Here is a 24,227-nt window from a genome sequence, read left to right on the forward strand (position 1 = left end):
GCCGCCGCCTTTGACAAGATGAACCCATGGCGCAGAACGGCACGGACCAGCCGGACGAGCACACCTGGTCACCGTTCCCGGTGCAGGACTGGTCGCAGCTGCCGTACGACCCGATGTCGTCGTCGGCTGCCTCGGCACCGCGACCCGACGGCGCCGGCCCCAGCGGGGGCGCAGGCGGCCCCGGCGAGGTCGACCCGGGCTGGGCGCCGCCGGTGGAGCCGCGGGGTCGCCGGCTGCGGCCGCTGCTGGTCATCTCACTGTGCTGCGTGCTGCTGGCCACCGCGTTCTTCGTCCTCGACCGCCGCGCCGGAGCCGGCGTCAGCGCCGCCCAGACGTATCTGCCCGGCGACGGTGCGGTGGCATACCAGCGCCGCACCATGACACCGGACGGCGTGGCGGTCGACACCGTGACCGAGTCGGCCCGGCTCGGTGGGTTCGCCGGTCTGGCCAGCCTGGACCACACCTTGTATGCCGAGGCGCTGGCGACGACCGGCGAGGACGGGCTGCGCAGCCAGTTCTGGCGGACCACCACCACCGATATCGCCCAGGTGACGTCCAGCTTCCAGCACGTCCGGCTCTACCGGGTGGATCAAGCCGTGGAGCTGCTGGTCGACTCAAGTGTGGCCGGCGGGTATGCGTACCGGCCCGCCATGCTGGTGTTGCCGGCCGATGTCGCCGCCGGTCAGACCTGGTCGTCCAGCGGCAGCGCCGGCGCCACCTTGGACTATGCGGCCACGTTCACCGCCGCGGTGGCGGATCCCGGTTGTCTGGCGGTGTCCGGCTCGGTCGTCTATCGGGCGAAGACGGGCCAGGTCGGGCAGACCGTCGAGCTGTCGCGGACCTGGTGCGCCGGGCGCGGCATGGTGGCCGAGACGGCGCGGACCGGCAACGCCACCCAGACGATGGAGCCGCTGGCCGCACCCACCGCGCCATCGGAGGTGCGTACGGTCGCCGAGGCCGAGCCCTGGACGGACCCCACCCGCTGGCGGGCGCGGAGCTTCGACGCCCTCTCCATCGACCCGGTGTTCGGTCAGGGCCCGATGCAGGCCCAGCCCAGCGGCGTCCCGCCGGTGGTGGCGGCCTCCGGCCTGGTGTTCCGTGTCACCGCGGAGGGCCAGGACCTGGTCGCCTTCACGCCCAAGACGCTCACCGAGTGGACCTCGGTGTGGCGGATGCATCCCGGCGGCACGGTGCTGGCGATGGCGACCTTCGGTGACGTGGTGGTCGTCTCCACCAGCCAGCGTCAGGTGGTCGGCTATTCCGATGCCGGCGTCCGGCTGTGGCAGCACGATCTCACTGAGGCCGTCTTCACCGCTGCGGCCCGGGTCGACGCCGCCACGGTGGTCGTGGTCGACGCCGCGGGTACGGTCCAGGCGCTCGACCTGGTCACCGGGCAGCTGCGCTGGCACTCCCAGGTCGGTGCCGACGTGGGACTGGCGCCGGTGGTGGGGGACCGGAGCGTGGTCGTCGTGGACCGCAGCGGGACGGTGACCGCCCTGGCCGCCGACACGGGGCAGCAGCGCTGGCAGCTGGAGGTGGCGGCGGAGACCGCGATGGTCGTCGGCCGCCAGCTGGTGGTCACCGGCGAGGACGACGTGGTCGGGATCGACCTCGCCGACGGGCGCCGGGTGTGGCGGCGCCCGGTCGACGGCACGGTCCACGCCACCGCGGCCTTCGAGGGTCAGGCGCTGGTGTCCACCCGGACGGGCACGATGTTCGTCGATGCGGCCGGGCGGGTGAGCGGCACCCAGCCGGCCTGGTCGGCGATCACCGTGTCCGGCCGGTGGCTGGTCGGCTGGGGTGACACCGAAGCTGTGGTGCTGGACGCCGACCGGCAGCGGGTGACCTCGTTCGCCGTCCCGGCCCAGACTGTGGCCACCTCCCGCACGCCGCTGGCGTACGCCCGCGGGGTGTGGCTGTTCGCCTCCACCGGGTGGCGGCTGGATGCCTGGACCGATGAGCCCTGAGACCGATGAGGCCTGAGACCCATGAGCCCTGAGACAACAGACCCGCCCGGTCAGGGGTCACACCGTCTGGCGACTGCCACTGGGGCCGAGCCGGCGGTCGGCGCCCTTGCTGTCCGCTCGCGCGCCGTCACCTTCGCCCGAACCGTGCTGGACGGCGTGCTGGTCGAGCCGATCCGGCGTGGCCGGTTGCGGGACGACGGCAGCTGGCCGTACGGGCTGCGAGCTGTCGTGGCGGTCGCCTGCGTTCTGTTCGTGACCGGGGTCGGCGTCGTGCTGGCGTCCGGGCCACTGCGGAACCAGACCGAGCTCCGCGTGCCGCAGACGCTGTCCGCGTCGGTGCCCGCCGGGACCGTCTGGCTGGTCTTGTTCCTGCTGGTGTTCTGCCTGGCGCTGTTCCAGACCGCGGCCCTGCACGCGCCATGGTGGCTCCGGCTGCTGTCGTTCCTGATCAGCGCCTTGGTGATGGGGATCTGGGGGATGCGCACCTTGGCGCTGGGCGGGCTGGTGAGCAACGTCGTCGTGGTGGCACTGATCATCGCGCTGGGGGTGCTCGCGGTCCGACGACGGCGCCGGGAGTTCGCCTGGTGGGAGTTCCCGGTGGTGCTGGGTCTGATCGGGGCCGCCGTCACCCTCGGTCTGCGCGCCATGGCGACCACGACCCAGTCCTTCGGCTATGACCTGTCACCGGTGTTGCTGCAGCAGACCATGACGCTGCTCGGCTTCGTCGTCCTGCCGGCGGCGGTGGCGGCCGGCGTCGCCGTCGCCCAGGTGAGCGTGTCGGCGACCCTAGTCGCCACCCGGCAGGCCCAGCGGCTGGTGACCCGGCGGTGGAGCTTCGTCGTCTTGGCGGTGGTGGTGCTCGGCCGACTGGTCCAGACCGGCTGGCAGCTGGCCCACCTCGACCCGGTCAGCCAGAACCTGGCGACCTTCGTGCACGCGGGCGTCCTGGTCATCGTCCTGGCGGTCGTGCTGGCCGCCGTGCTGCGGACGGCCGACCCGGCCGCGGTCGAGGTCACCGCGCTGCCCGAGCAGGCGAGCCGGATCGCGATCCCGGTCGGCGTCGCCCTGGTCGGGCTCGCGCTGCCGCTTCTGGTGTTGGTCTACGGCAGCCAGATCCTGCTCAGCCTCAACCCGACCGGGCCGTTGGCAGGAGTGACCGGCGACCCGGCGGTGATCACCGAGGTCGGCACCGACCTGGTGCGCGTGGTGCTCGGGGTGCTGCTGCTGGTGCTCGGCTGGCGTACGGCCCGTGGCGGAGCCACCCGGTCAGCCCGTGGCGCAGCCACCCGGTCAGCCCGTGGCGGAGCCACCCGGCCTGCGCGCGGAGCCACCCGGTTCGACGCCGCAGCCACCTCGTCTGCGCTGGTGCTGGTCGCTACCGGGGTGATACTGCTCTCGCTCACCGCCCGGATGCTGACCGGTCGCCGGTGGGCGCTGAACACCGACCCGGACATCGTGAACCTGATCGCGACCGTCGGGCTGCTCGGTCTCGTCGCCGGCTATCTCCTGCGGCGCCGGCTCACCGGCCAACGGGCCATCGCGCTGAGCGGCGCGCTGGTGCTCTCGGCGCTGGTGGCGTACCGCGATCTCATCTCCGACCCGCTCGGCGCGCTGCTCGGCTTCAGCGGCGCAGCCCTGATCCTGTTCGGCGTGGTGTGGGACTTCCTGACCGGCGCCGAGTGGGGCAACGGGGACAGCCGGCTCTTCCCGCGCAGCACCCGGGCGCTGCTGGTGTTGGCCTATTCGCTGCTCACGCTGACGATGCTGGCCTTCGTCAGTCTCACCCGGGACCCGGACACCACCGTGGATCTGGCCGCATTCGCCGAGCTGGGTGATCTGGTCCTCGGCACCGCGTTGCTGGCCGCGGCGCTCGCCGCCGTCCTGCGCAGCGTGTTCGCCGACCGGCCGGTCCGCTGAGGGGGCGCCGGCTGCGGGATGGCGGTGCGGGCTCGCCGGCGCGCTGGCCTGTGTCGGTGCCGTCTGGTGCAATGTTGTGCGTCACCCGGTGCGAGAGCTCGCCTCGGGTGAGGGCCGCCGTCGGCCGGAACCGCCATCCAGACCTCAGCAGAGAGCCACGCGAAACCCCCTGATGTATCAGCTGATCCGCCCGCCCCACGTCCGCGCTGACGCCCCCGTTCTCGACGAGTTCCAGCAGTCGGTGGTCGACCACGCCGGGGGACCGTTGCTGGTTCTCGCCGGCCCGGGCACGGGCAAGACGACCACGCTGGTGGAGTCCGTGGTCGACCGGATCGAGCGACGCGGCGAGCGGGCCGAGTCGATCCTCGTCCTGACCTTCTCCCGGAAGGCGGCGGCCGAGCTGCGGACCCGGATCACGGCCCGGTTGGGTCGGTCGGTGGTCACGCCGATGGCGATGACCTTCCACGCCTTCTGTTACGCCCTGGTGCGGCGGTTCTCCGAGGTGGAGCCGTACGCCACGCCGATCCGGCTGTTGACCGCTCCGGAGCAGGAGTTCCGGGTCCGCGAGACCTTGGAGGGGAGCACGGAGACCCGTCGGGCCGACTGGCCGTCGTCGCTCGACCACGCCTTCCCGACCCGGGCATTCGCCGGCGAGGTACGCGCGGTGCTGGCCAAGGCACGTCAGCTGGGGATGGATCCCGAAGACCTGGTCGACGCCGGCGAGGCGGCCGGGCGGCCGGAGTGGGTCAGCGTGGGGCAGTTCTTCGACGAATATCTTGACGTGCTCGACGCCGAGCAGGTGATGGACTACGCCGAGCTGGTGCACCGGTGCCGCATCCTGCTCACCGACCCGGCCGTCACGGCCACACTGCGCCGCGAGATCGGCTGCGTCTTCGTCGACGAATATCAAGACACCGACCCGTCCCAGGTGCGGCTGCTCTCGGCCATCGCCGGTGACGGCCGGGACGTGATCGTGGTCGGCGACCCCGATCAGTCGATCTACGGCTTCCGCGGCGCCGAGGCCCGCGGCATCCTCGACTTCCCCGACGTCTTCCGGCGTGCTGACGGCCGGCGGGCGCCGGTGATCGCCCTGGGCCAGACCCGGCGGTTCGGGCTCAACCTGCTCACCGCCAGCCGTAACCTGGCCAACCGGCTGGGGGTGCCGCGGTCGCTGCCGCCGGAGGTCTTCGCCCGCTTCCGGCAGCCAACCGTCGCCCCGGGCATCGGCAAGGGCAAGGTCGAGGTCTACACCTGCAGCAGCGAGGGCGCCGAGGCCGAGCACATCGCGGAGATGCTGCGCAGCGCTCACCTCCGCGACGGGCTCCCGTGGTCGCAGATGGCTGTGCTGGTCCGTTCCGGTCGTCGAACCATCCCCGGGCTCAGCCGAGCCCTGATCGCCGCGGGCGTCCCGGTGGAGGTGGCCGGCGACGAGATCCCGCTGTCGGCCGAGCTCGCGGTCCGGCCGCTGCTCGGGGCCGTCCAGGCGGCCAGCCGCGGCCGGGTCGTTCACAGCGACGGGGCCCAGGCGTTGTTGATGTCGCCGCTGGGTGGTCTGGACAGCATGGCCATCCGGCGCCTCGGCCGGGCGCTGCGCCAGCAGGAGCGAGAAGAGCTGGCCGGCGCCGGGTTGCCGCGGCAGTCGGCCGAGCTGGTGGCCAGCGCGTTGCGCTATCCCGAGCTGCTGGACGAGGTCCGCGACACCCCGGAGGTGGGTGCCGCGCGGCGGCTGGCCACGCTGCTCCGCGACGCGGAGACGATGATCAGCGACGGCCGGACCGCGGAGGAGGTGCTGTGGCTGCTCTGGTCGTCCAGCCCGTGGCCGGCGCGGCTGCGCCATGACGCCGCCCTCGGTGGTGATCTGGGTCGCCGCGCCAACCGGGACCTGGACGCGGTCTGCGCCCTGTTCGACGTGGCGGCACGCTCGGAGGAGGTGTCCGGCCTTCGCGGGGTCAGCGGCTTCCTGGCCGAGGTGGAGTCGCAGCAGATCCCGGCCGACACGCTGCGCGAAGGTGACGTGCGTGGGTCTGCCGTCCGGGTGCTGACGGCGCATCGGTCCAAAGGGCTGGAGTGGGAGCTGGTCGTGGTGGCCGGGGTGCAGGAGGGTGGCTGGCCGGACGTACGCCGGCGTGGGTCGCTGCTCGAGGCAGATCGGCTGGGCCGCCGCGGCCTGGCCGAGATCGTCCCCACCGCGAACCGGATCGCGGAGGAGCGGCGGCTGTTCTACGTGGCCTGCACCCGGGCCAGGTCACGGCTGGTGGTGACGGCCGTGTCCGGCACCGAGGGTGAGGGCGACCAGCCGTCCCGGTTCCTGACCGAGCTCGGGGTGCCGGTGCGTTCCTTGCCGGGACGGCCCCGGCGGCCGCTGTCGTTGGCCGCGCTGGTCGGTGAGCTGCGTAGCGTCAGTGTCGACCCCGAGGCACCGCCCGGGCTGCGGGAGCAGGCCGCGGTGCGGCTGGCCCGGCTCGCTGACGCGGTGGACGACGGCGGCCGGGCCTTGGTGCCCGCTGCCGACCCGGTCCGCTGGTGGGGGCTGCGGGAGCTGAGCGTTGCGCCGGTGCCGGTGGTCGGCACCGACCAGCCGGTGCGGCTGTCCGGCAGCCAGCTCGCCGGTGTGCTGGCCTGCCCACGGCAGTGGTTCTTGTCCCGCAAAGCCAACGCCGAGACGGCCCGCAGCTCCGCGGCCAGCTTCGGGTCCGTGGTGCACGTCCTGGCCGAGCACGGGTCACGGGCCGAGGTGGACCCCAACCAGCTGTCCGACCACCTCGAGCAGGTCTGGGACCAGCTGGCGTTCGACGCCAACTGGCTGTCGGCGGTCGAGCGGGTCGAAGCCGAGGCGGCGCTGGAGCGGTTCGCCGCCTGGCAGGAGGTCCGTACCGACCGGGAGCTGCTCGGCACCGAGGTGTCGTTCCGGACCGAGGTCGACCTCGGCTCGGAGCGGGTGTATCTGACCGGTACGGCCGACCGGGTGGAGCGCGACCAGGACGGCCGGATCCGGATCATCGACTTCAAGACCTCCCGGACCGCGCCCGCGGCCGCCGATGTGGCGGTGCAGGACCAGCTCGGGGTCTATCAGCTCGCGGTCCAGGCCGGCGCCTTCGCCGACGTCACCGGCCCCGATGCCCGCACCGGCGGCGCCGAGCTGGTGTATCTGCGGCTGCCGGAGGGACCCGGGCCCTACCCGCGGGTGTTCCACCAGGCCTCGCTGGAGGACGTACCGTTTCCGGTCGCCCCGGAGCGTGAGCCGGTCGCCGGTCAGCCGACCTGGGTGCACCAACGACTGGCCCAGGCGGCCGAGGTGATCCGGACCGAGCAGTTCGTGGCCACCATCGGCAGCCAGTGCCGCTATTGCCCGTTCCGGGCGAGCTGTCCTGCGCAGGGCAGCGGAAAGCAGGTGGTGGAATGAGCATCACGACGCTGCATCCCCCGGCGCCCACCCGTCGGCTGCACACCGTGGACGACCTGGTCGAGTCGCTGGGCATCGGCTTCTCCGACCAGCAGCTGGCCGCGATCACCGCACCACTGGAACCGGGAGTGATCATCGCCGGGGCCGGCTCCGGCAAGACCACCGTGATGGCGGCCCGGGTGGTCTGGCTTGTCGGTACCGGTGCCGTCCGGCCAGAAGAGGTGCTCGGGCTCACCTTCACCCGCAAGGCGGCGGCCGAGCTGTCGGCTCGGGTGCGCACCGCGCTGGTCAAGGCGGGCGTGGTCAGCGACCGTGGCATCGACGAGTCCGGCGAGCAGCTGATCATGACCTACGACGCCTTCGCCGCCAGGCTGGTGTCCGAGCACGGCCTCAGGCTCGGCTATGAGGCGGACCCCACCATGATCAGCGGCGCTACCCGCTACCGGTTGGCCTCGCGGGTGGTCAAGGCCGCGGCCGGGCCGTTCGAGCACATCTCCCGGCTGCGGCCGGGCACCGTCACCGAGCGGGTGCTCAAGCTGGACTCCGACCTCAGCAGCCACCTGATCGACCCCACCGAGCTCGGGGGGCACGCCCGCGACTACCTGGTGGCGCTGCAGTCGGCGCCGGTGAACAACCGCGGCAACGTCTACGTCGACGTCAAGAGGGCGATCGTGGCAGCGCAGGAGCGGCTGGAGCTGGCCAGTCTGGTGCAGGACTACCAGCGGCTCAAGCAGCGGCTCGGGCTGGTGGAGTTCGCCGACCAGATGGCCATCGCCGCCCGGCTGGCCCACGAGGTGCCCGAGGTGTCGACGGCTCTGCGCTCGACCTTCGCGGTGGTGCTGCTGGACGAATACCAGGACACGTCTGCGGCCCAGGCGAAGATGCTGCGAGGGCTGTTCTCCGGTCGGACCCCGTCCGAGGGTCTGGGACACCCGGTCACCGCGGTCGGTGACCCGTTCCAGGCCATCTACGGTTGGCGCGGCGCTGCGGCCAGCAACATCTTGCAGTTCGCGGAGGAGTTTCGGACCGAGCGGGGTCAGCGCAGCCGGCAGTTCCCGCTGACCGTCAACCGGCGCAGCGGCCAGACGATTCTCGACGTGGCCAACCAGCTCAGCCGGCCGCTGCGGGCCGAGACCGTGTCCGGTGCCGATGACAGCGAAGGCCTCGGGATGCTGCAGGCGCCGCCCGAGGCCGGCCCGGGTCAGGTGCGGGCTGCCACGTTCAGCACCTGGGACGACGAGGTCGGCTGGATCGCGGAGCAGATCCTCGCCGCCCGGACCGAGCAGCGGGTGTCGTCCTGGGCCGATATCGCCGTGCTGACCCGGCGCAACGCCGACATCGCCACGTTGTATGCCGAGCTCACCTCGCGCGACATCCCGGTCGAGATCGTCGGACTCGGCGGGCTGCTGAGCCTGCCCGAGGTGATGGACGTGACCGCGGTGCTGCGGCTGGTCGACGACGTCACCGCCAATCCCGACCTGGTCCGGCTGCTCAGCGGACCACGGTGGCGGGTGGGTCCCCGTGACCTGGCGCTGCTGGGCCAGCGCGCCCGTGAGCTGGCCCACGAGGGTGGGGCCCGCCCCACGTCGCAGGACGGCCTGCTGTTGGACGCGCTCGAACAGGCGGTGGCCGACGTCGACCCGACCGAGGTCGTCTGCCTGCTGGACGCGCTGGAGAGTCCGGGCGAGGCCGGCTACTCCGCCGAGGCGCAGGACCGGTTCGCCCGGCTCGCCGCCGAACTGGCGTACCTGCGTCGGCACGGGGACGAGCCGCTGCTGGACCTGACCCGCCGGGTCATCGTCACCCTCGGCCTCGATGTCGAGCTGATGGCCACCCCGGAGTTCGCCCGGAGCTCACGCCGGGACCAGATGGGGGCCTTCCTCGACGCCGTCAGCGACTACGTCGACGTCGACGGCGATGCCTCCTTGTCCGGCTTGCTGGCCTACCTGCAGGCTGAGATCGAGCAGGGTAACGGACTCGACCAGGCCGTCCCGTCGGACCGGGAAGCGGTCAAGCTGCTGACGGTGCACAAGGCCAAAGGGCTGGAGTGGGAGATCGTCTTCCTGCCGGCGCTGATGAAGGGGATCTTCCCCAGTGATCGGGTGACCGACAACTGGGTCACCAACGCCGCAGTGCTGCCGGCCGAGCTGCGCGGCGACGCCGGCTCGATCCCGCAGCTGGAGGACGCCACCAACGCCGCGATGACCCAATACAAGGCGAAGCTGCGCGACCAGCAGCTGCTGGCCGAGGACCGGCTGGCCTACGTCGCGGTCACCCGCGCCCGCCAGCTGCTGGTGGCGAGCGGGCACTGGTGGCGCAGTGACCTGGTCAAGCCGCGAGTTCCGGCCACGTATCTGACTGCGGTGCTGGCCGAGGCCCGGCGCCAGGACCAGGTGCTGGTCGAGGCACCGCCGGCCGGTGAGGGGAACCCGCTGGTCAGTGAGGCCGTGCCGCAGCCGTGGCCGCGGCCGCTGGACCCGGACGCCCTCACCCGTCGGCAGCTGGCGGCGGCTGCGGTCGAGCAGGCCCGCGAGCGGTACGCCCGGACCGGTACGCACGACCTGCACGCCGGAGAGGGCGAGCAGCTGCTGCTGGACAGCGAGGAGGTGGTGGCGGCCTGGGACGCCGACATCGACCGGCTGCTGGCCGAGCTGATCGCCTCCCGGTCGGTGGACCGGACCGTCGCCCTGCCGGACACCATGACAGCCTCCGCGGTGCTGCGGCTGCACGCCGATCCCGACGCGTACGCGGCCGAGCTGGCCCGGCCGATGCCCCGTCCGCCGTCCCCGGCGGCACGCTTCGGCACCCGGTTCCACCAGTGGGTGGAGCGGCACTTCGCCGGTGGTCTGTCGACCGCCGGGATCGGACAGCAGCCGCTGATCGATCCCGACGACCTGCCGGACCGGGCCGACGCCGGCGCGGGGGACGAGGCCGACCTGCGCGAGCTGTGCGCGCAGTTCGCCGCCGGCCAGTTCGGCACCACCGTCCCGTACGCGCTGGAGTCGCCGTTCACGCTGCTGCTCGCCGGCCGACTCGTCCGCGGCCGGATCGACGCGGTGTACGAGCTGCCACCCGGCGAGCCGTACCGGTTCCGGGTGGTCGACTGGAAGACGAGTCGGCACCGGGCGGCCGATCCGCTGCAGCTGGCGATCTATCGGCTGGCGTGGGCGGAGGTGTCCGGAGTGGCGGTCGAGGAGGTGGACGCCGCGTTCTACTACGTCCGCAGCGACGAGCTGGTCCGCCCCGAAGGGCTGCTGGACCGGTCCGCGGTGGAAGCGCTGCTGACCGAGGTGCCCACGCCATGACGTTCCCCGGGTGGGTGTACGCCCAGCCGGTCGGCGGCTGTGTCGGTGCGGCGGCCGTGTCGGTGCAGCGTGGCGCGGCCACTAGGCTGAGCCGGTGATCAACTGGGACATGCCGAGCGAGCTCGACCGAGTCGACCAGCACCGGCGGTCCACCGACTGGGTGGCCGGGCTGTGGCGGGCCGAGGACGCAAAGCTGCTCAAGCTGGACGCCACGTCACGCTTCACCACCAGCGTCGACGGCAGCAAGCTGCGGATGACCAAGCCGTTCGTGGAGTTCGACTCCCAGCGCCACCTGCTGCTGGGACTGGTCGACGGCAGCCCGGTCTTCGCCGTCGAGGCGTTGACGGAGGGTCCGGTGCACGACCTGCGCGAGGTCGGTCACCTGCTCACCGACGTCCAGCGCGACATCGCCACGGCTGCTGCGGCGCTGACCCACTGGCATCGCGGTGAGCGGTTCTGCCCCCGCTGCGGGTCGGCCACCGTGGTCATCAACGGCGGCTTCGCCCGTCACTGCCCGGTGTGTGACCGCGAGCTGTTCCCCCGCAGCGATCCTGCGGTGATCGTCGCGGTGCTGGACGCGGACGACCGGATCCTGCTCGGCCACCAGGCGACCTGGGGCACCAACCGAGTGTCGGTGCTGGCCGGGTTCGTCGAGGCGGGGGAGTCGCTGGAGCGGGCGATCCATCGCGAGATCGCCGAGGAAGTCGACGTCACGCTGTCAGCGGTGCGCTACTTCGGCAGCCAGCCGTGGCCGTTCCCGCGGTCGTTGATGCTGGGCTATGCGGCGCGCGCCGCATCCACCGACTTCAGCGTCGACGGCGAGGAGATCGAGTTCGCGGCCTGGTTCACCCGCGACGAGGTCCGCAGCAAGGTGGCGTCGGGGGACCTGCTGTTGCCGGGGGCGAGCTCGATCGCCTCCCGCCTGGTCGAGGCCTGGCTGGACGGCACGCTCGAGGTCTGAGCCGACTCGCCCGAGCGCTCAGCCTGGCCGAGCGGCAGCCGGGGTCTGCTCACGGCCGCGACAGGGCTCCTCGGGTCTGGCCCTGCCGCAGCCTGCCGTCAGCTGAGCCGTCGGCTCAGCCCGCTGGCTCGGTTGGCCGGGCGGGCCACCGCCCGCCGCACCGCCTCCTCGGTCCCGAACACCTGCACCCGCTCGGTCGCCCGGGTGACCGCGGTGTAGAGCAGCTCTCGGGTCAGCAGCGCAGACTCGGGCGGCGGCACGATGAACGAGACGCAGCGGAACTGGCTCCCCTGGGCCCGGTGCACCGTCATCGCGTGCACGGTCTGCACCGCGTCCAGTCGGGCCGGCGCCAGCAGGGTCGGTTCGCCGCCCCGGGCGAACGCCGCGCGCGGGCCACGGTCGGTGTCGACCACGACGCCGGTGTCACCGTTGTACAGGCCCAGGTCATAGTCGTTGGCGGTGACCAGCAGCGGCCGGCCGGCGTACCACTCGCCGTCCTCGGCGTAGCCGGGTATGGCCTCGGTCAGCCAGCGCTCGGTCTCCTGGCTCCACCGGGTCACCCCGTACGGTCCGCGGCGGTGCGCGCAGAGCAGGCGATGCTGGTCGAGCGCGGCCAACGCGCCGGCCACGTTCCCGGCCACCGCCTGGTCGCGGATGCTCCGGCCGGCCTGCTGGACCTGGTCCAGCAGCGGCAGCAGTGCCTGCGGTGTGGCGGACTCGAGGTCGGTCTCGACGAACCGCAGGTCGTCGGCGCCGGAGCGCAGGATCGCGATGGCGGCGTCGGCGTCACTGGCCCGCACCGCGCGGGCCAGCTCACCGATGGCGCCGCCGTAGCGCCAGGTATGGGTCAGCTGCACCACGCCGTGCACCGGCGCCGACGAGTCGGCCGGCGCGGCGATCCCGAGCGTGGCCAGTCCGGCCAGCAGCGCCGGCGCGGGTTGCCCGGGGGCGGAGGCGATGTCGGCCAGAACCGCACCAGCCTCCACCGATGACAGCTGGTCCGGGTCACCGACCAGCACCAGCCGGGCGCTGGGCCGGACGGCCTCCAGCAGCCGCGCCATCAGCGTCAGTGAGACCATCGACATCTCGTCCACCACGATGACGTCGTAGGGCAGGTGGTTGCGGCGATTGTGCCGGAACCGGCCGCGCTGGTTCGGCTGCCAGCCGAGCAGGCGGTGCAGGGTGGCGGCGCGCAGCTCGCCGAGCCGCTCCCGGTCCTCGGCCGGCAGCGCGGCCGCGGCCGAACGGACAGCCTCCTCCAGCCGTGCGGCCGCCTTGCCGGTGGGTGCGGCCAGGGCGACCCGGACACGCGCCTGCGGCTGGTCGTGCAGCAGGGCCAGCAACCGGGCCACCGTGGTGGTCTTGCCGGTGCCGGGACCGCCGGCCATCACCGTCACCCAGCTCAGGGCGCTCACCGCTGCGGCGAGGCGCTGCCGGTCGGGTTCGTCCGCGGCCAACCCGACGGAGCTGAACAACCGCGGCAGTGCCGCGGCGAGCCGGTCCAGGTCGACCGCCGGCGGTGCGGCGGCCAGCCGGGTGGTCAGCTGCTCGCGGACCACTTCCTCCTGCTGCCAATATCGCTCCAGGTACAGCAGCCCGCCGGCCAGCCGCAGCGGCCGGTCCTGCGCGGGGTCGTCCGCGTCGGCGACCAGCCGGCTGCCGCTGCACGCGGCCAGCCACGATGTCGGCTCGGGCCAGGGCAGGGCGGAGACGTCCAGCTGCTGCTCCGACTCGTCGAAGACGGTGGTGTGCACCGTGGCCAGGTCGATGCAGACCGAGCCCAGCCGGAGTGCGCGGACGGCCAGGGCCAGGGCCAGGGCCACCTGCTCGTCGGTCTCCCCAGCCATCCGGCTGATGGCCGTCGCGGCGTGCACGTCCGCCGGGCCGAGGACCTGGGCCTGATTGAAGGCCCGCAGCAGACCGGTGGCGGAGTGGACCAGGGTGGCGTCGTTCGGGTCGAGGACCTCCGTCATGCCCGGCCCCCGTCCAGCAGGTCCGACAGGTCGGTGACCAGGGCCGCCGGCGGGCGCCAGCTGAACACCCCGCAGGGCACGCCGTCCACCGCCGGCGTGTCCTCGCCGGCCATGCCACGGACGAACAGATACAGCGAGCCACCGAGATGACGCTCGGGGTGATAGCCGGGCTGGCGCCAGCGCAGCATCCGGTGCACGGCGACTGAGTAGAGCAGCGCCTGCAGCGGGTAGTGGGCGTGCATCATCGCCTCGGCCAGCAGCGGCGGGGTGTAGGAGGCGAGGGTCAGCGGGGTGCCGTCGAACTCGCCCAGCCAGTTCGTCTTGTAGTCGACCACCAGGTAGCGCCAGTCGCCGGCGTCGTCGGGCACCCGCAACACGGCATCGATGCTGCCGGTGAGATAGCCGCGCAGTGACTCCTCGGCCAGGGCGGGATGGGAGAGCAGATCGGCGTAGTCGACCAGCGGGTCGCCGGCCGTCAGGTGCCGGCGCAGCAGCGGCGCGACCTGACCGAGCGTGGCGTGCGCCCCGGCCGACGCCAGGTCGCCGCCGGAGAGGCCGAACTCGAAGTCCAGCTCCGCCAGTCGGTCGCGCCGGGGGATGTCGACCAGTCGGCGGTGCCCGGCCAGCGGTCCGAGCGGGGTTCGAAACGCCGGCAGCAGACCCGCGGCCAGGGCCTCGGCGGTCATCGTCGAGGTCGCGGCGCGGGACAGCTGCTCCGCCGCGGCCCGGCGTAACGCGGTCTCCAGCTCCGGGTCCTGGGGGTCGACGCCCTCGAAGATGGCGTGCACGGCGGTGCCGAACTCGGTGCCGCTGGGCAGGTCGGCCATCGGCGACACGGCGGCCAGCGCCGGGTCGGTCGAGGCGGCGGTCCGCACGCCGCCCGGCAGCTGCGACTCGTCGTCCTCCTTCACCGGTTCGGCCTCGCTGCTCACGCCGGCGCTGGACAGGTCGACACCGTGCACCGCGGCGGTGAGGGCCGAATACGAGGTACGGCGCCAGGCCAGGTCGAGCTCCCGGCGAAACGTCCGGGCCGCGAGACCGGTCGGGGGCCGGTGCTCGGGCTGCCAGGGGGTCGGCTGGCGGTTCTCGACCCGCTCCAGCGCGAACGCACTGCCCAGGTGGCTGCTGCTGAACGGGTCCTCGGTGACCGGATAGCGCGCCTCGGGCTCGACGCCGGGAATCCGCGGTCCGTGCAGCAGCCGGTGCAGGGCCGAGCACTCGGTGTTGCGCGACGGCGCCCACCACGCCACCAACTGGGTCTGGGCGCGGGTCAGCGCGACATACAACAGCCGCAGGTCCTCGCCGGCCTCCTCGCGCTGCCACTGCCGCCAGCGCTCCAGGCGTCCGTCGCCGGAGGTGCCGCCGACGTCCAGCACGCAGGGGCCCAGCGGCCGGTCAGCGGCGGCCGGCTCGTGCAGCCGGAGCGTACGTCCCTCGTCGGTGCCGCCGACGTGGCGGTCCCACGCCTCCGGCAGATAGACGATCGGGAACTCCAGCCCTTTGCTGCGGTGGACGGTGAGGATCTGCACCGACGCGGCGTCGGTCTCGAGCCGGCGCGACCCCTCCGGCAGCGCCGAGCTCCGCGCCTGGGTGATCTGGTCGCGGAGCCAGTCCACCAGCGCTCCGGTGCCCAGCTGGCCGGCGACCATGGTGGCATGCAGGCTCTGACCGATGTGGCGCAGATCGGTCAGCCGGCGGTCACCGCCCACCTCCGTCAGCAACCGTCGCGCCAGTCCGGTGTCGGCGGTGATGCTCTCCAGCAGGGCGGCGACGCCTTGCTGGGCGAGCACCCGGCTCCACCAGCGGATCTGCTGCGACAGATCCGACAGGGCGTCCTCGTCCGCCTCGGCCAGCTGGCGGAAGGTCCAGCCCAGGAAGCAGGTCAGGCTGGCGTCGCGGACCAGCGGCTGGCGCGGCTGCTCGAGAGCCCGCAGCAGAGTCAGCCACTCGGTCGCGACGCCGGTGGCGTACACGCTGGAGGCGCCGAGCAGGACGGCCGGTACCCCGGCCTGGGTGAGGGCGTCGCGCAGCGCCTCACCGCGGTCGTTGCGCCGCACCAGCACCGCGATATCGGACGGCTGGACACGGCGGCGACCGGTCGGCGTGTCCAGCTGCATCCCGCTGGCCAGCACGGCGGTGACGTCGGCGACCAGGTCGGCGGCGATCCGGTCCCGCAGCGGGCCGACCCGGGGGAGCGTCTCCGCCGTCGGGTCGTGCCCGATGATCCGCAGCCGGATCGGGGCGGTACTCACCGCCGGCCCGTCCGAGGTGGCCGACGGGTGCAGCCGGCGCTCCTGGTGCGAGGCGGCGACCGGTCGGACGACGATCTGCTGCTCCCCCAGGGCGGCGCCGCCGAGCAGGGTCTGGATCCCCTCGACCAGGGCCACGTCGCTGCGCCAGTTGGTCGACAGCGTCTGCACGTCGGCCGCAGTCGCGACGGCATCGAGATAGCTGTACACGTCCGCGCCGCGGAAGGCGTAGATCGCCTGCTTGGGGTCGCCGATCAGGATCAAGGTGGCCCGGCCGTGGAAGGCGCGGCGAACGATGTCCCACTGCACCGGGTCGGTGTCTTGGAACTCGTCCACCAGCACGATCGAATAGCGCTGCCGCAGTCGCTCGGCAGCCGCCGCCCCGTGCGCTGGGTCGGCCAAAGCACTCTGCAGCCGGGTCAGCATGTCGTCGTAGGTGAACAGTCGGCCTGCCTCCTTGCGGTGGCGCACCTCGGCCCGCACCTCGGCGGCGAACGCGTACCGCTCGGCGGCGCTGCCCAGCCGGCGACCGTCCGGAGTGCCGGGAACCGGCCCCGGGTCGGGCACCAGCGCGGTGTGACCGGCCTCGACCACCTGGGCGGCCACCAGCTGCGCCTCGTCGTACGTCAGCGGCGGCGGCACCGTGGCCAGGGCGTAGCGGCGCAGGTAGACGTCGCCCGCCACCTCACGGGTCAGGTCGCCGAGGTGCTCCACGAACACGGCATGCGGTTCACGGTCGCCGAGCACTCCCAGCCCGTCCAGCATCGACAGGCAGAACTCGTGGGTGGTGGCGATGGTGGCGGCGTCGAAGTCGGCCAGAGCACGGGCCACCCGGGTGTGGCGGAGCTCCAGCTCCGCGATCGGGGCGTCGCAGAGCAGCCGCTCGACATCGTCGGTGGTGGCCCGGTCGAGGGCCCGCCCGGACCGGGCGACGGTCAAGGCACGCTCGACGCGGGCCAGCCGCTCCCGCACCCGCATCCGCAGCTCGTTGGTGGCCATCCGGCCGAAGGTGACCAGCATCAGCGAGGACAGCTCGACGTGCCCTTCGGCCAGATAGCGGGCGGCCAGGGCCGCGATCGTGTACGTCTTGCCGGTCCCGGCGCTGGCCTCCAGCACGACGGTGCCGGTGGGCAGCGCGCCGCAGACGTCGAACGCCGTTGCCGACTCGGTCCCCTCGAGCGGCGGTGAGGTGGTGGTCACAGGTCCTCCGACATGAGCAGCGGGTGCCAGATCCGGCGGGCCAAAGTGCCGAACCGACTCGGCTCGGCCAACGAACCACGTTCTTCGCTCGGCCGCGACGGATACGCCTGGAGCAGCTGCTGCAGCGTCACCCGGGGGCCGAAGAAGCGCTCATACGCCGAGTCGCGGTCCTCGGCCCACAGCCGCTCCAGCTTCTCCAGGAAGATGTCGATGTTCTTGCCGTCACGGCGCAGCCGGGCGTACTCCGCCGCGGTCTTGGCCGCGAACGGTACCGGCTCGCCCAGGCCGGCGCGGTAGAGCTCGACCACGTCGGCCAAGACGGTGCGGGCGAACCCCGGGTCCACCGGTCCGAGCACTGACCGCCCACCGTGGCCGACGGTCACCGCTCGCCACGGAGTCTGCGGGCGGGCGGCGGTCAGGGCCAGCAGCCGGAGCCAGGACTGCAGTCGGTGTTTCGGCCCCAGCCGCGAGTAGTGCACGGTCACCAGGTCGCTGCCGAAGACCGAGGTCAGGGTGCCGGTCACGATGAGCGGGTCGAGGGCGACCAGGACGTCCTCGTTGCTGGGCTCGCCGACCTGGTAGACCGCCGCGGCGGCGCTGAGCTGCGCGACCTTGTCGACGATCGGGTCCAGGGTCCGGGCCCCGAAGGCTCTCGGCGGCAACAGCCCTCGCCGCCACTCGGCAGCCACCAGCTGGTCGAGCGGGACCCCGGTCAGGTGCGAGCGCAGCAGCCGATCCCCGACCGACCACGCCTCCAGGGCATCCATCGTCACCGGCAGCTGGTCGCCCGGTGGCTCGTCCTCGGCCAGGACGTAGAGGCCGGCCTGAGCCCGCATCAGTGCCTTGACCGGATGGTTGAAGAACCTGACCAGGTCGTCGAGGTCGACATTGGTGCCGAGGTCCGGGTCGGGCAGCGCGCTGCCGTCGAAGGTCACCGCGGGTTCCGACCGCGGCGCGCCGGCCGCGCGGGCGCCGGCCAGCGCGGCGGTGTCGAAGCTGAAGGCGCGGTCGGTGTCGGGGGCGGAGCGGCTCGGGCCGGTCCCGGGCGTGAGAGCGCCGGCGGTGAAGTTGCGGGGGTCGAACGGCTGCAGCGGGTGCCGGACGGTGACCGCCTCGGTCACGGTGCGACCGGTGTCGGTGCGTGCTGTCAGGTCGAGGACGTCGCAGAGCTCGCCCAGCGGGACGGCGGGTGGCCGACGGGCCCCGGTCCGCGGGTCGGCGCCGGAGTGCACCACGACGAAGTGATCACCGGCGGCCAGGAGGGCGTCCAGCAGCAGCTGCCGGTCCTCGCTGCGGCCGTCCCGGTCACCGACCCAGGGAGTGGCGGCGACCAGATCGTCGCCGTCGGGGGCGGAGCCGCGGGGGAACACCCCGTCGTCGACGCCGAGCAGGCAGACCACCCGGTGCGGGATGGAGCGCATCGGCATCATCGTGCACATCGTCAGGGTGCCGGTGCGGAAGTTGGCTCGGCTGGCCCGGCCGCGGAACGTGTCCGACAACAGGGCCGCCAGCTCGGTCAGCGACAAGACGGCGTCGGTCTCGCCGTCGGCGTCGGCGGCGAACCCACCGGCGTTGTCGCCGATCGCCCCGAGGGCGGCGTACGCGTGCGAGGTCTGCCAGCTGTCCGCGACCGACACAGCAGTCAGCGACTCGATCACCTGCTTGCAAGCGTCGATCCAGGCCACCAGCGGGCGGTCGGCCTCGAGCAGCTGCACCAGCATCCGGATCCGATCGACGCATTCGGTGATCCTGCCCACCAGGTCGACGTCGGAGGAGTCCACGTCGTCCAGCGGCAGCGCGGTTCCGATGAACTGCGCGCCGTCCTCGTCCATGGCGATGCCCAGCAGCAACCGGTCCAGGCCCGCAGCCCAGGTGTTCTGCCCGAAGTCGCCCATCGCGAACCGGCGCCGGTGGTTCGCATCGAGGCCCCACCGGACCCCGGAGCGGGTGATGAGGTCGTGCGTGCGCAGCAGGTCGTCGTCGGAGAAGCCGAACTTGCGCGCCACCGGCGGCGTGGCCAGCAGGTCGAGCAGCCGGGACGCCTCCATCCGTGACTCGACCAGGCCGAGCACCCGGCTGAGGACCGACAGCAGCGGGTTGATCTGGCGCAGGGCACGGTCGGCCAGCCGGACCCGTAGCCGGTGGCCCGGATGCTCCACCTGATGTTCGGGTGTCTGCAAGCCGAACGACGCCGAGATCAGCGGCGCGTACGTCTCGATGTCGGGGCACATGACGATGATGTCGCGCGGTTCGAGCGTCGGGTCGGCGTCCAGCAGGCCGACGAGCACCTCGCGCAGCACCTCGACCTGGCGGTCCGGGCCGTGGGAGGCATGCAGCTGCACACTCCGGTCCGCCGGGTCGAGCAGCGGCAGGTCCGCCGCGGCGACCAGCGGGCGGTCCTCGGCGATGTCGCGCTGCAGCCGCCGCAGCAGGGTGGTCGGCGCCTCGGTGCCGTCGGCTGCCCCGTGGTGGACGTCGGTGGCCACCGGATGGCGGCTGAGGGCGAGCTGGAGCTCGCGTGCGTCTCGGCCGAGATAGCCCAACAGCCGGTGCCGGGCGCAGTCCCCGGTCAGGTCATCGGCCCGCGGACCGATCCGGCGCTGCTCCGGCTCGAGCGAGGCGACCCTCGTCCACAGCCGCGGCGAGGGGTGGGTCAGCCACAGGTGCACGTCGCGGTGCTGGCTGAGGGCGGCGAGCACGGCGTGGTGTTCCGGGGCCAGTCGGGTGGGCCCGAAGACGGAGAGTCGGCCCGGCAGGTCGGCCAGGGTCGGATCGGCCGTCAGCCGCTCGCATGCGGTGGGCAGGCGTTCTGCCAGCGACGGTACGGCCAGTTCCGCCCGCAACCGCCGCCACAGCTCCGCCTGCCAGGCGCGATCGGGCGGCAGCGGGTGGCCGGCCTGGTCCACATTCCGGCCCTCGGCCCAGCTGCGGACCATCTCCGGTCGGCTGCTGGCGTAGCCCGCGAACAGCTCAGCCAGGTGCTGCGCGGTGGACCAGCGACGGGCCCGCCGTACCGGATCGGGCAGCGGGTCGAGGCCCGAGCTCACCGGTGCGACCCGGTCACCGAGGTAGGACCACAGCAGCGCGGCCCACTCCTGCCCGCGGGCCCGGTCGATGATCGTCAGCAGCGGCCAGACCGCACGGTCCGGCGCCCACGGGTCGGCGGCGGGGTCGACCCCGGTCACCCGAGCCAGCGCCTGAGCGGTCAGACGTCGAGGGGACGGGAACTGCACGCCGGCGCAGACGCCGTCCCGGCCGCCGGCGGAGACGCCGAGGTGATGTGACAGCGTCTGGGAGAGCCACCGCTCCGCGCCGCGGGTCGGCACACTGACGATCTCCGTGGCGAACGGGTCGGGCAGCGGCTCGGTCAGCAGCTCCCCGAGCGCTCGGGCCAGGTGGTCGGCTCGCTCGGCGCGGTGGATGTGCAGGCTCATGGTCTGCACCACCTTAGAGCGATCCGCCGACAATCCGGTGCCTCGTCCTCAGCCGTAGCCGCGCCGCGCACCCCGCCGCTCGGCCGGCGTCACCCGAGCAGCAGCGTCGCCAGCTCGTCGGCGTTCTCGACGAGAGCGTCGGCGCCGGCGGCCACCAGCTCGTCGCGGCTGCCGTAGCCCCAGGTGACGCCGACCGCGAGCACCCCGCACCGATGTGCGCCGCTGAGGTCGGAGTGACGATCGCCGACCATCACCACCCGGCTCGGCTCCGGACCGCCGAGCAGCCGCAACGTCTCGGCGATGGTCTCGGCCTTGGTCAGCACGGTCTCGGTGGTGCCGTTGACCACGTCGAAGGCTCCGACCAGGTCATGCTCGGCGAGGATCGCGTGCGCGATGTCGGTGCGCTTGGCCGTGGCCGTCCCCAGCGGGACGCCTTCGGTGCGCAGCCGCTCGAGCAGCGCCAGCACGCCGGGATACGGGGCCGACTGCTGCACCCCATGCTCGCGATAGAACCCCCGGTACGCCGCGACGGCGCGGCCGATCTCCGCCTCGGGCACTCCGAAGCCGCTCATCACCAGCCCGACCGGCGGCCCGAGGTCGCTGCGCAGGACCGGGTCCGGTGGGGGCGTACGTCCGACGCTGCGCAGCGCGTGGGCGAATCCGGCCACGATCCCGTCGGCGGAGTCCAGCAGGGTGCCGTCGATGTCGAAAAGGACAGCCGCCGGCGGGCCGGTCAGCAGTCGTGGTCCCATCTGGTCAGGACAGCTTGGCGAGCTTGGCGCTGACCTGGTCCACCGACGGGTTGGTCATCGAGGTGGAGTCGGCGAAGACCACCGTCGGGACCGTACGATTGCCATGGTTGATGGCGGTGACCACGTCCGCCGCCTCCGGGTGCTTCTCGATGTCGATCTCGCGGAACGCGATGCCCTCACGCTTGAGGTCCGACTTCAGCCGGCGGCAGAAGCCGCACCACTGGGTCGTGTAGACGGTGAACTCGCTCATGGGTCCTCACTCCTTCGGCCAGCGCCCAGCGTAAGCCACGTCCACTCAGCACCCGCGGGACCGTCCGCCGTCCGGAGGCGCCGCTTCCGGCTGGCTCGTGGGTCGAGGTGTCAGCCGGCGAAGTTACAGTGAGTGGGTGTCAGCTGGCCCCGATCCCGACGAGCTCCTTGCCGCCCTCGACCCCGAACAACGGGCGGTGGCGACCGCGTTGACCGGCCCGGTCGTCGTCATCGCCGGGGCGGGTACCGGCAAGACCCGGGCCATCACCCACCGGATCGCGTACGGGGTCGCGACCGGTGCCTACAACCCCACCTCCGTGTTGGCGGTCACCTTCACCCAACGGGCCGCCGGCGAGCTCCGCGGCCGGCTGCAGCAGCTGGGTGCGGCCGGCGTGCAGGCGCGGACGTTCCACTCCGCCGCCCTGCGCCAGGCGCAGTACTTCTGGCCGCGCATCTACGGCGGCGACCTGCCGCCGGTCGCTGACAACCGGATGAAGCTGGTGTCGGAGGCCGCCGGCCGGCTGAAGGTGGGCGTGGACACGCCTCGGCTGCGCGACCTGGTGGGGGAGATCGCCTGGGCCAAGGTCAGCAACGTCAGTCCCGAGGACTACCCCCGACTCGCCGCCCGGCACCGCCGTGAGGTCGCCGCCTTCGATCCGGAGACCATCGCTCGGGTCTTCGACGGCTACGAGCTGGTGAAGCGGGAACGGGGCCGGATCGACTTCGAGGACATCCTGCTGTGCGCGGCCGCGCTGATCGCGGAGCACCCCCAGGTCGCCGATGCCGTACGCCGGACCTACCGGCACCTGGTCGTCGACGAATACCAAGACGTCAGCCCGCTGCAGGAGGCGCTGCTGAACCTGTGGCGCGGCGACCGTAGCGATGTCTGCGTGGTCGGTGACCCCGCGCAGACCATCCACTCGTTCGCCGGCGCGCAGGCGGACTTCCTGACCGGGTTCGCGCGCCGGCACCCCGGTGCGACGGTGGTCCGGCTGGTCCGTGACTACCGGTCGACGCCGCAGGTCGTGGGCGTCGCGAACGCGATCATGAACCGTGCACAGCCCGGTTCGGCGGCACCGGATGCCGCGCCGGCCGGGACCGCTGCTCGCGGCGGTCCCGGGTTCACCGCGGTGACACTTCAGGCGCAGCGCCCGCCGGGTCCGGCGGTGGAGTTCAGCGAAGCCGCCGACGAGGCGGCGGAGGCGGCCGCGGTCGCCGACTGGCTGGCGGCCCAGCGGAGCGCCGGCGTCGAATACCGCGAGATGGCCGTGCTGTTCCGGATCAACGCCCAGTCGCCCCTGCTGGAGCAGGCCCTGGCCGATCGCAAGATCCCTTATCTGGTTCGCGGCGGCGAGCGGTTCTACGAGCGGCCGGAGGTGCGCCAGACGTTGCTCGCGCTGCGCGCGGAGGCCCGGGCACAGGTCCCGGTGGACAGGTCGGTGCGCGAACAGGTGCACGGGGTCTTCGGTGCGCTCGGCTGGACCGAGGACCCACCCGACGGTGCCGGTGCCGTCAGGGAGCGGTGGGAGTCCTTGGCCGCGTTGTTCTCGGTGGCCGACGACCTGCTCACCTCCGGCGCCGCGGGCGACCTCGCGGCGGTGTCGGCCGAGCTCGACCGGCGGGCGGAGGCGCAGCACGTGCCCACCGCCCAGGGCGTCACGGTGGCGACGCTGCATTCGGCCAAAGGGCTGGAGTGGGACGCTGTCGCGTTGTTCGGCATTCACGAGGGCACGCTGCCGTTCGTGCTCGCCTCGACCCCGGAGCAGGTGGCGGAGGAGCGGCGGCTGCTCTACGTCGGGGTGACCCGGGCACGGGAGCATCTGCGGATCTCCTGGTCGCGGACCCGCAACGGCGGCGGCACGGTGCGCAGCCGGTCCCGCTTCCTGGCCGGGGTCGCCGCAGACCGCGGCCAGCCGGGAGCCGGAGTACGCGCCACCCGGTCGCGGCGCCCCACCACCTCGATGCTGTCGGCGCACTGCCGCAGCTGCGGCAAACCGCTGCACGACGCGGTCGAACGCAAGCTGGAGCGGCACACCAGCTGCCCGGCCACCTATGACGAGCAGACCCTGGACCGGCTGCGCACCTGGCGGGCGGCGCGGGCGGCGCAGGCGAGCCTGCCGGCCTACTGCATCTTCACCGACGCGACGCTGGTGGCGATCGCCGAGGCGCGCCCGCGCAGCACCGCGGAGTTGATCAAGGTCCACGGCCTCGGGTCAGCCAAGGTGACCAGCTACGGGGACGACGTGGTGGCGATTCTGACGGCGTCCGACGCTGACCGGGGAACAGAATCAGCGGTCATTTCAAGAACCTCGCGAAAATAGATTGCACCGGTCGGTGATACTCCCTAGTCTGATCGAGAACCCCGCACACGACGTGGGTTTCTGCATGAACAAACCAGCACATCCGGACGGTCCGAGCAGGCGGGACCGTCGGGCGCCGAGAGGAGGCAACGACATGGACACCAAGATCAACTTCGACGACGTGGCTCGCACGGCCGTGCTGCCCATGCCGTCGTCGACCTCGGCCACCGCCTGCGGACACCGCTATGGCGGCGTCATGCGCGGGTGGGCCCCGGCCATGGGTGGCAACGCCATCCCCGCTCCGCGCCTCTGGTCGGACTCCTGCGTCCACCCGACCGTCGTCGCCGCTGCCGTCGTGGCCGTGGACGACATCCAGATCACCGTTGACCGTGGCACCGACGCCACCGATAGCAAGTTTTCGACCCGTTTGGGGCTTCAATCCTGTAGTCCGCCGGTGTAGCTAGACCTCACCAGCGCCTCCAGGCCGTGATTCCCAGACAACCGGGATTCACGGCCT

Annotated in this window: 12 protein-coding genes; 7 read left to right on the forward strand and 5 right to left on the reverse strand. The window is 72.6% G+C overall.

From position 1 onward, the window contains the following. Positions 1 to 26: 26 nt before the first annotated feature. From AC1XX3_RS12060 to nudC, 5 genes are all read left to right on the forward strand, one after another. Positions 27 to 1,967 (forward strand): outer membrane protein assembly factor BamB family protein, encoded by a 1,941-nt coding sequence (locus AC1XX3_RS12060; RefSeq protein ID WP_483321389.1) that lies wholly within the window; start codon positions 27 to 29, stop codon positions 1,965 to 1,967. A gap of 21 nt (positions 1,968 to 1,988) precedes the next feature. Further along, positions 1,989 to 3,884 (forward strand): hypothetical protein, encoded by a 1,896-nt coding sequence (locus AC1XX3_RS12065; RefSeq protein WP_483321390.1) that lies wholly within the window; start codon positions 1,989 to 1,991, stop codon positions 3,882 to 3,884. A 172-nt stretch (positions 3,885 to 4,056) separates the two neighbouring features. Beyond that, entirely contained in the window at positions 4,057 to 7,287 is a 3,231-nt protein-coding gene (locus AC1XX3_RS12070) for an ATP-dependent helicase (protein WP_483321391.1), read from the forward strand. Further along, complete coding sequence (locus tag AC1XX3_RS12075) at positions 7,284 to 10,592, forward strand: UvrD-helicase domain-containing protein (protein ID WP_483321392.1); 3,309 nt, start codon at positions 7,284 to 7,286, stop codon at positions 10,590 to 10,592. Before AC1XX3_RS12070 ends, AC1XX3_RS12075 begins: the two co-directional genes overlap by 4 nt. 94 nt (positions 10,593 to 10,686) lie before the next feature. After that, complete coding sequence (nudC, locus tag AC1XX3_RS12080; RefSeq protein ID WP_483321393.1) at positions 10,687 to 11,553, forward strand: NAD(+) diphosphatase; 867 nt, start codon at positions 10,687 to 10,689, stop codon at positions 11,551 to 11,553. 98 nt (positions 11,554 to 11,651) lie between these two features. On the opposite strand, the gene recD is transcribed toward nudC, so the two are convergent. The 5 genes from recD to AC1XX3_RS12105 form a co-directional block, all read right to left on the reverse strand. Continuing rightward, a complete protein-coding gene (gene recD / locus AC1XX3_RS12085) occupies positions 11,652 to 13,526 on the reverse strand; it encodes an exodeoxyribonuclease V subunit alpha (RefSeq protein ID WP_483321394.1) in 1,875 nt (624 codons plus the stop codon). Then, a complete protein-coding gene (locus tag AC1XX3_RS12090; RefSeq protein WP_483321395.1) occupies positions 13,523 to 16,975 on the reverse strand; it encodes a UvrD-helicase domain-containing protein in 3,453 nt (1,150 codons plus the stop codon). Before AC1XX3_RS12090 ends, recD begins: the two co-directional genes overlap by 4 nt. Continuing rightward, on the reverse strand, positions 16,972 to 20,409 hold the full coding sequence (recC, locus tag AC1XX3_RS12095) for an exodeoxyribonuclease V subunit gamma (RefSeq protein ID WP_483321396.1): 3,438 nt from the start codon (positions 20,407 to 20,409) through the stop codon (positions 16,972 to 16,974). The genes AC1XX3_RS12090 and recC overlap by 4 nt, the downstream gene beginning before the upstream one ends. An 89-nt stretch (positions 20,410 to 20,498) precedes the next feature. Further along, positions 20,499 to 21,161 (reverse strand): HAD hydrolase-like protein, encoded by a 663-nt coding sequence (locus tag AC1XX3_RS12100; RefSeq protein WP_483321397.1) that lies wholly within the window; start codon positions 21,159 to 21,161, stop codon positions 20,499 to 20,501. A gap of 4 nt (positions 21,162 to 21,165) precedes the next feature. After that, positions 21,166 to 21,411: a mycoredoxin gene (locus tag AC1XX3_RS12105; RefSeq protein WP_483321398.1), complete on the reverse strand. Its 246-nt coding sequence runs from the start codon at positions 21,409 to 21,411 to the stop codon at positions 21,166 to 21,168. 136 nt (positions 21,412 to 21,547) lie between these two features. On the opposite strand from AC1XX3_RS12105, the gene AC1XX3_RS12110 reads away from it, so the two are divergent. Together AC1XX3_RS12110 and AC1XX3_RS12115 are read left to right on the forward strand one after the other, a co-directional pair. After that, a complete protein-coding gene (locus tag AC1XX3_RS12110) occupies positions 21,548 to 23,731 on the forward strand; it encodes an ATP-dependent DNA helicase UvrD2 (RefSeq protein WP_483321399.1) in 2,184 nt (727 codons plus the stop codon). 133 nt (positions 23,732 to 23,864) lie between these two features. Next, positions 23,865 to 24,170, forward strand: coding sequence for a hypothetical protein (locus tag AC1XX3_RS12115; protein ID WP_483321400.1), 306 nt, complete (start codon positions 23,865 to 23,867; stop codon positions 24,168 to 24,170). The last annotated feature ends 57 nt before the right edge of the window (positions 24,171 to 24,227 follow it).

This window comes from Microlunatus sp. M237 (assembly GCF_056896895.1).

Excerpts from the sequence above, each read along its gene's own strand:
- AC1XX3_RS12060 (WP_483321389.1), top strand. The coding sequence starts at position 27 with ATGGCGCAGAACGGCACGGACCAGCCGGACGAGCACACCTGGTCACCG.
- AC1XX3_RS12065 (WP_483321390.1), top strand. The coding sequence starts at position 1,989 with ATGAGCCCTGAGACAACAGACCCGCCCGGTCAGGGGTCACACCGTCTG.
- AC1XX3_RS12070 (WP_483321391.1), top strand. The coding sequence starts at position 4,057 with ATGTATCAGCTGATCCGCCCGCCCCACGTCCGCGCTGACGCCCCCGTT.
- AC1XX3_RS12075 (WP_483321392.1), top strand. The coding sequence starts at position 7,284 with ATGAGCATCACGACGCTGCATCCCCCGGCGCCCACCCGTCGGCTGCAC.
- recD (WP_483321394.1), bottom strand. The coding sequence starts at position 13,526 with ATGACGGAGGTCCTCGACCCGAACGACGCCACCCTGGTCCACTCCGCC.
- recC (WP_483321396.1), bottom strand. The coding sequence starts at position 20,409 with ATGAGCCTGCACATCCACCGCGCCGAGCGAGCCGACCACCTGGCCCGA.
- AC1XX3_RS12100 (WP_483321397.1), bottom strand. The coding sequence starts at position 21,161 with ATGGGACCACGACTGCTGACCGGCCCGCCGGCGGCTGTCCTTTTCGAC.
- AC1XX3_RS12105 (WP_483321398.1), bottom strand. The coding sequence starts at position 21,411 with ATGAGCGAGTTCACCGTCTACACGACCCAGTGGTGCGGCTTCTGCCGC.
- AC1XX3_RS12115 (WP_483321400.1), top strand. The coding sequence starts at position 23,865 with ATGGACACCAAGATCAACTTCGACGACGTGGCTCGCACGGCCGTGCTG.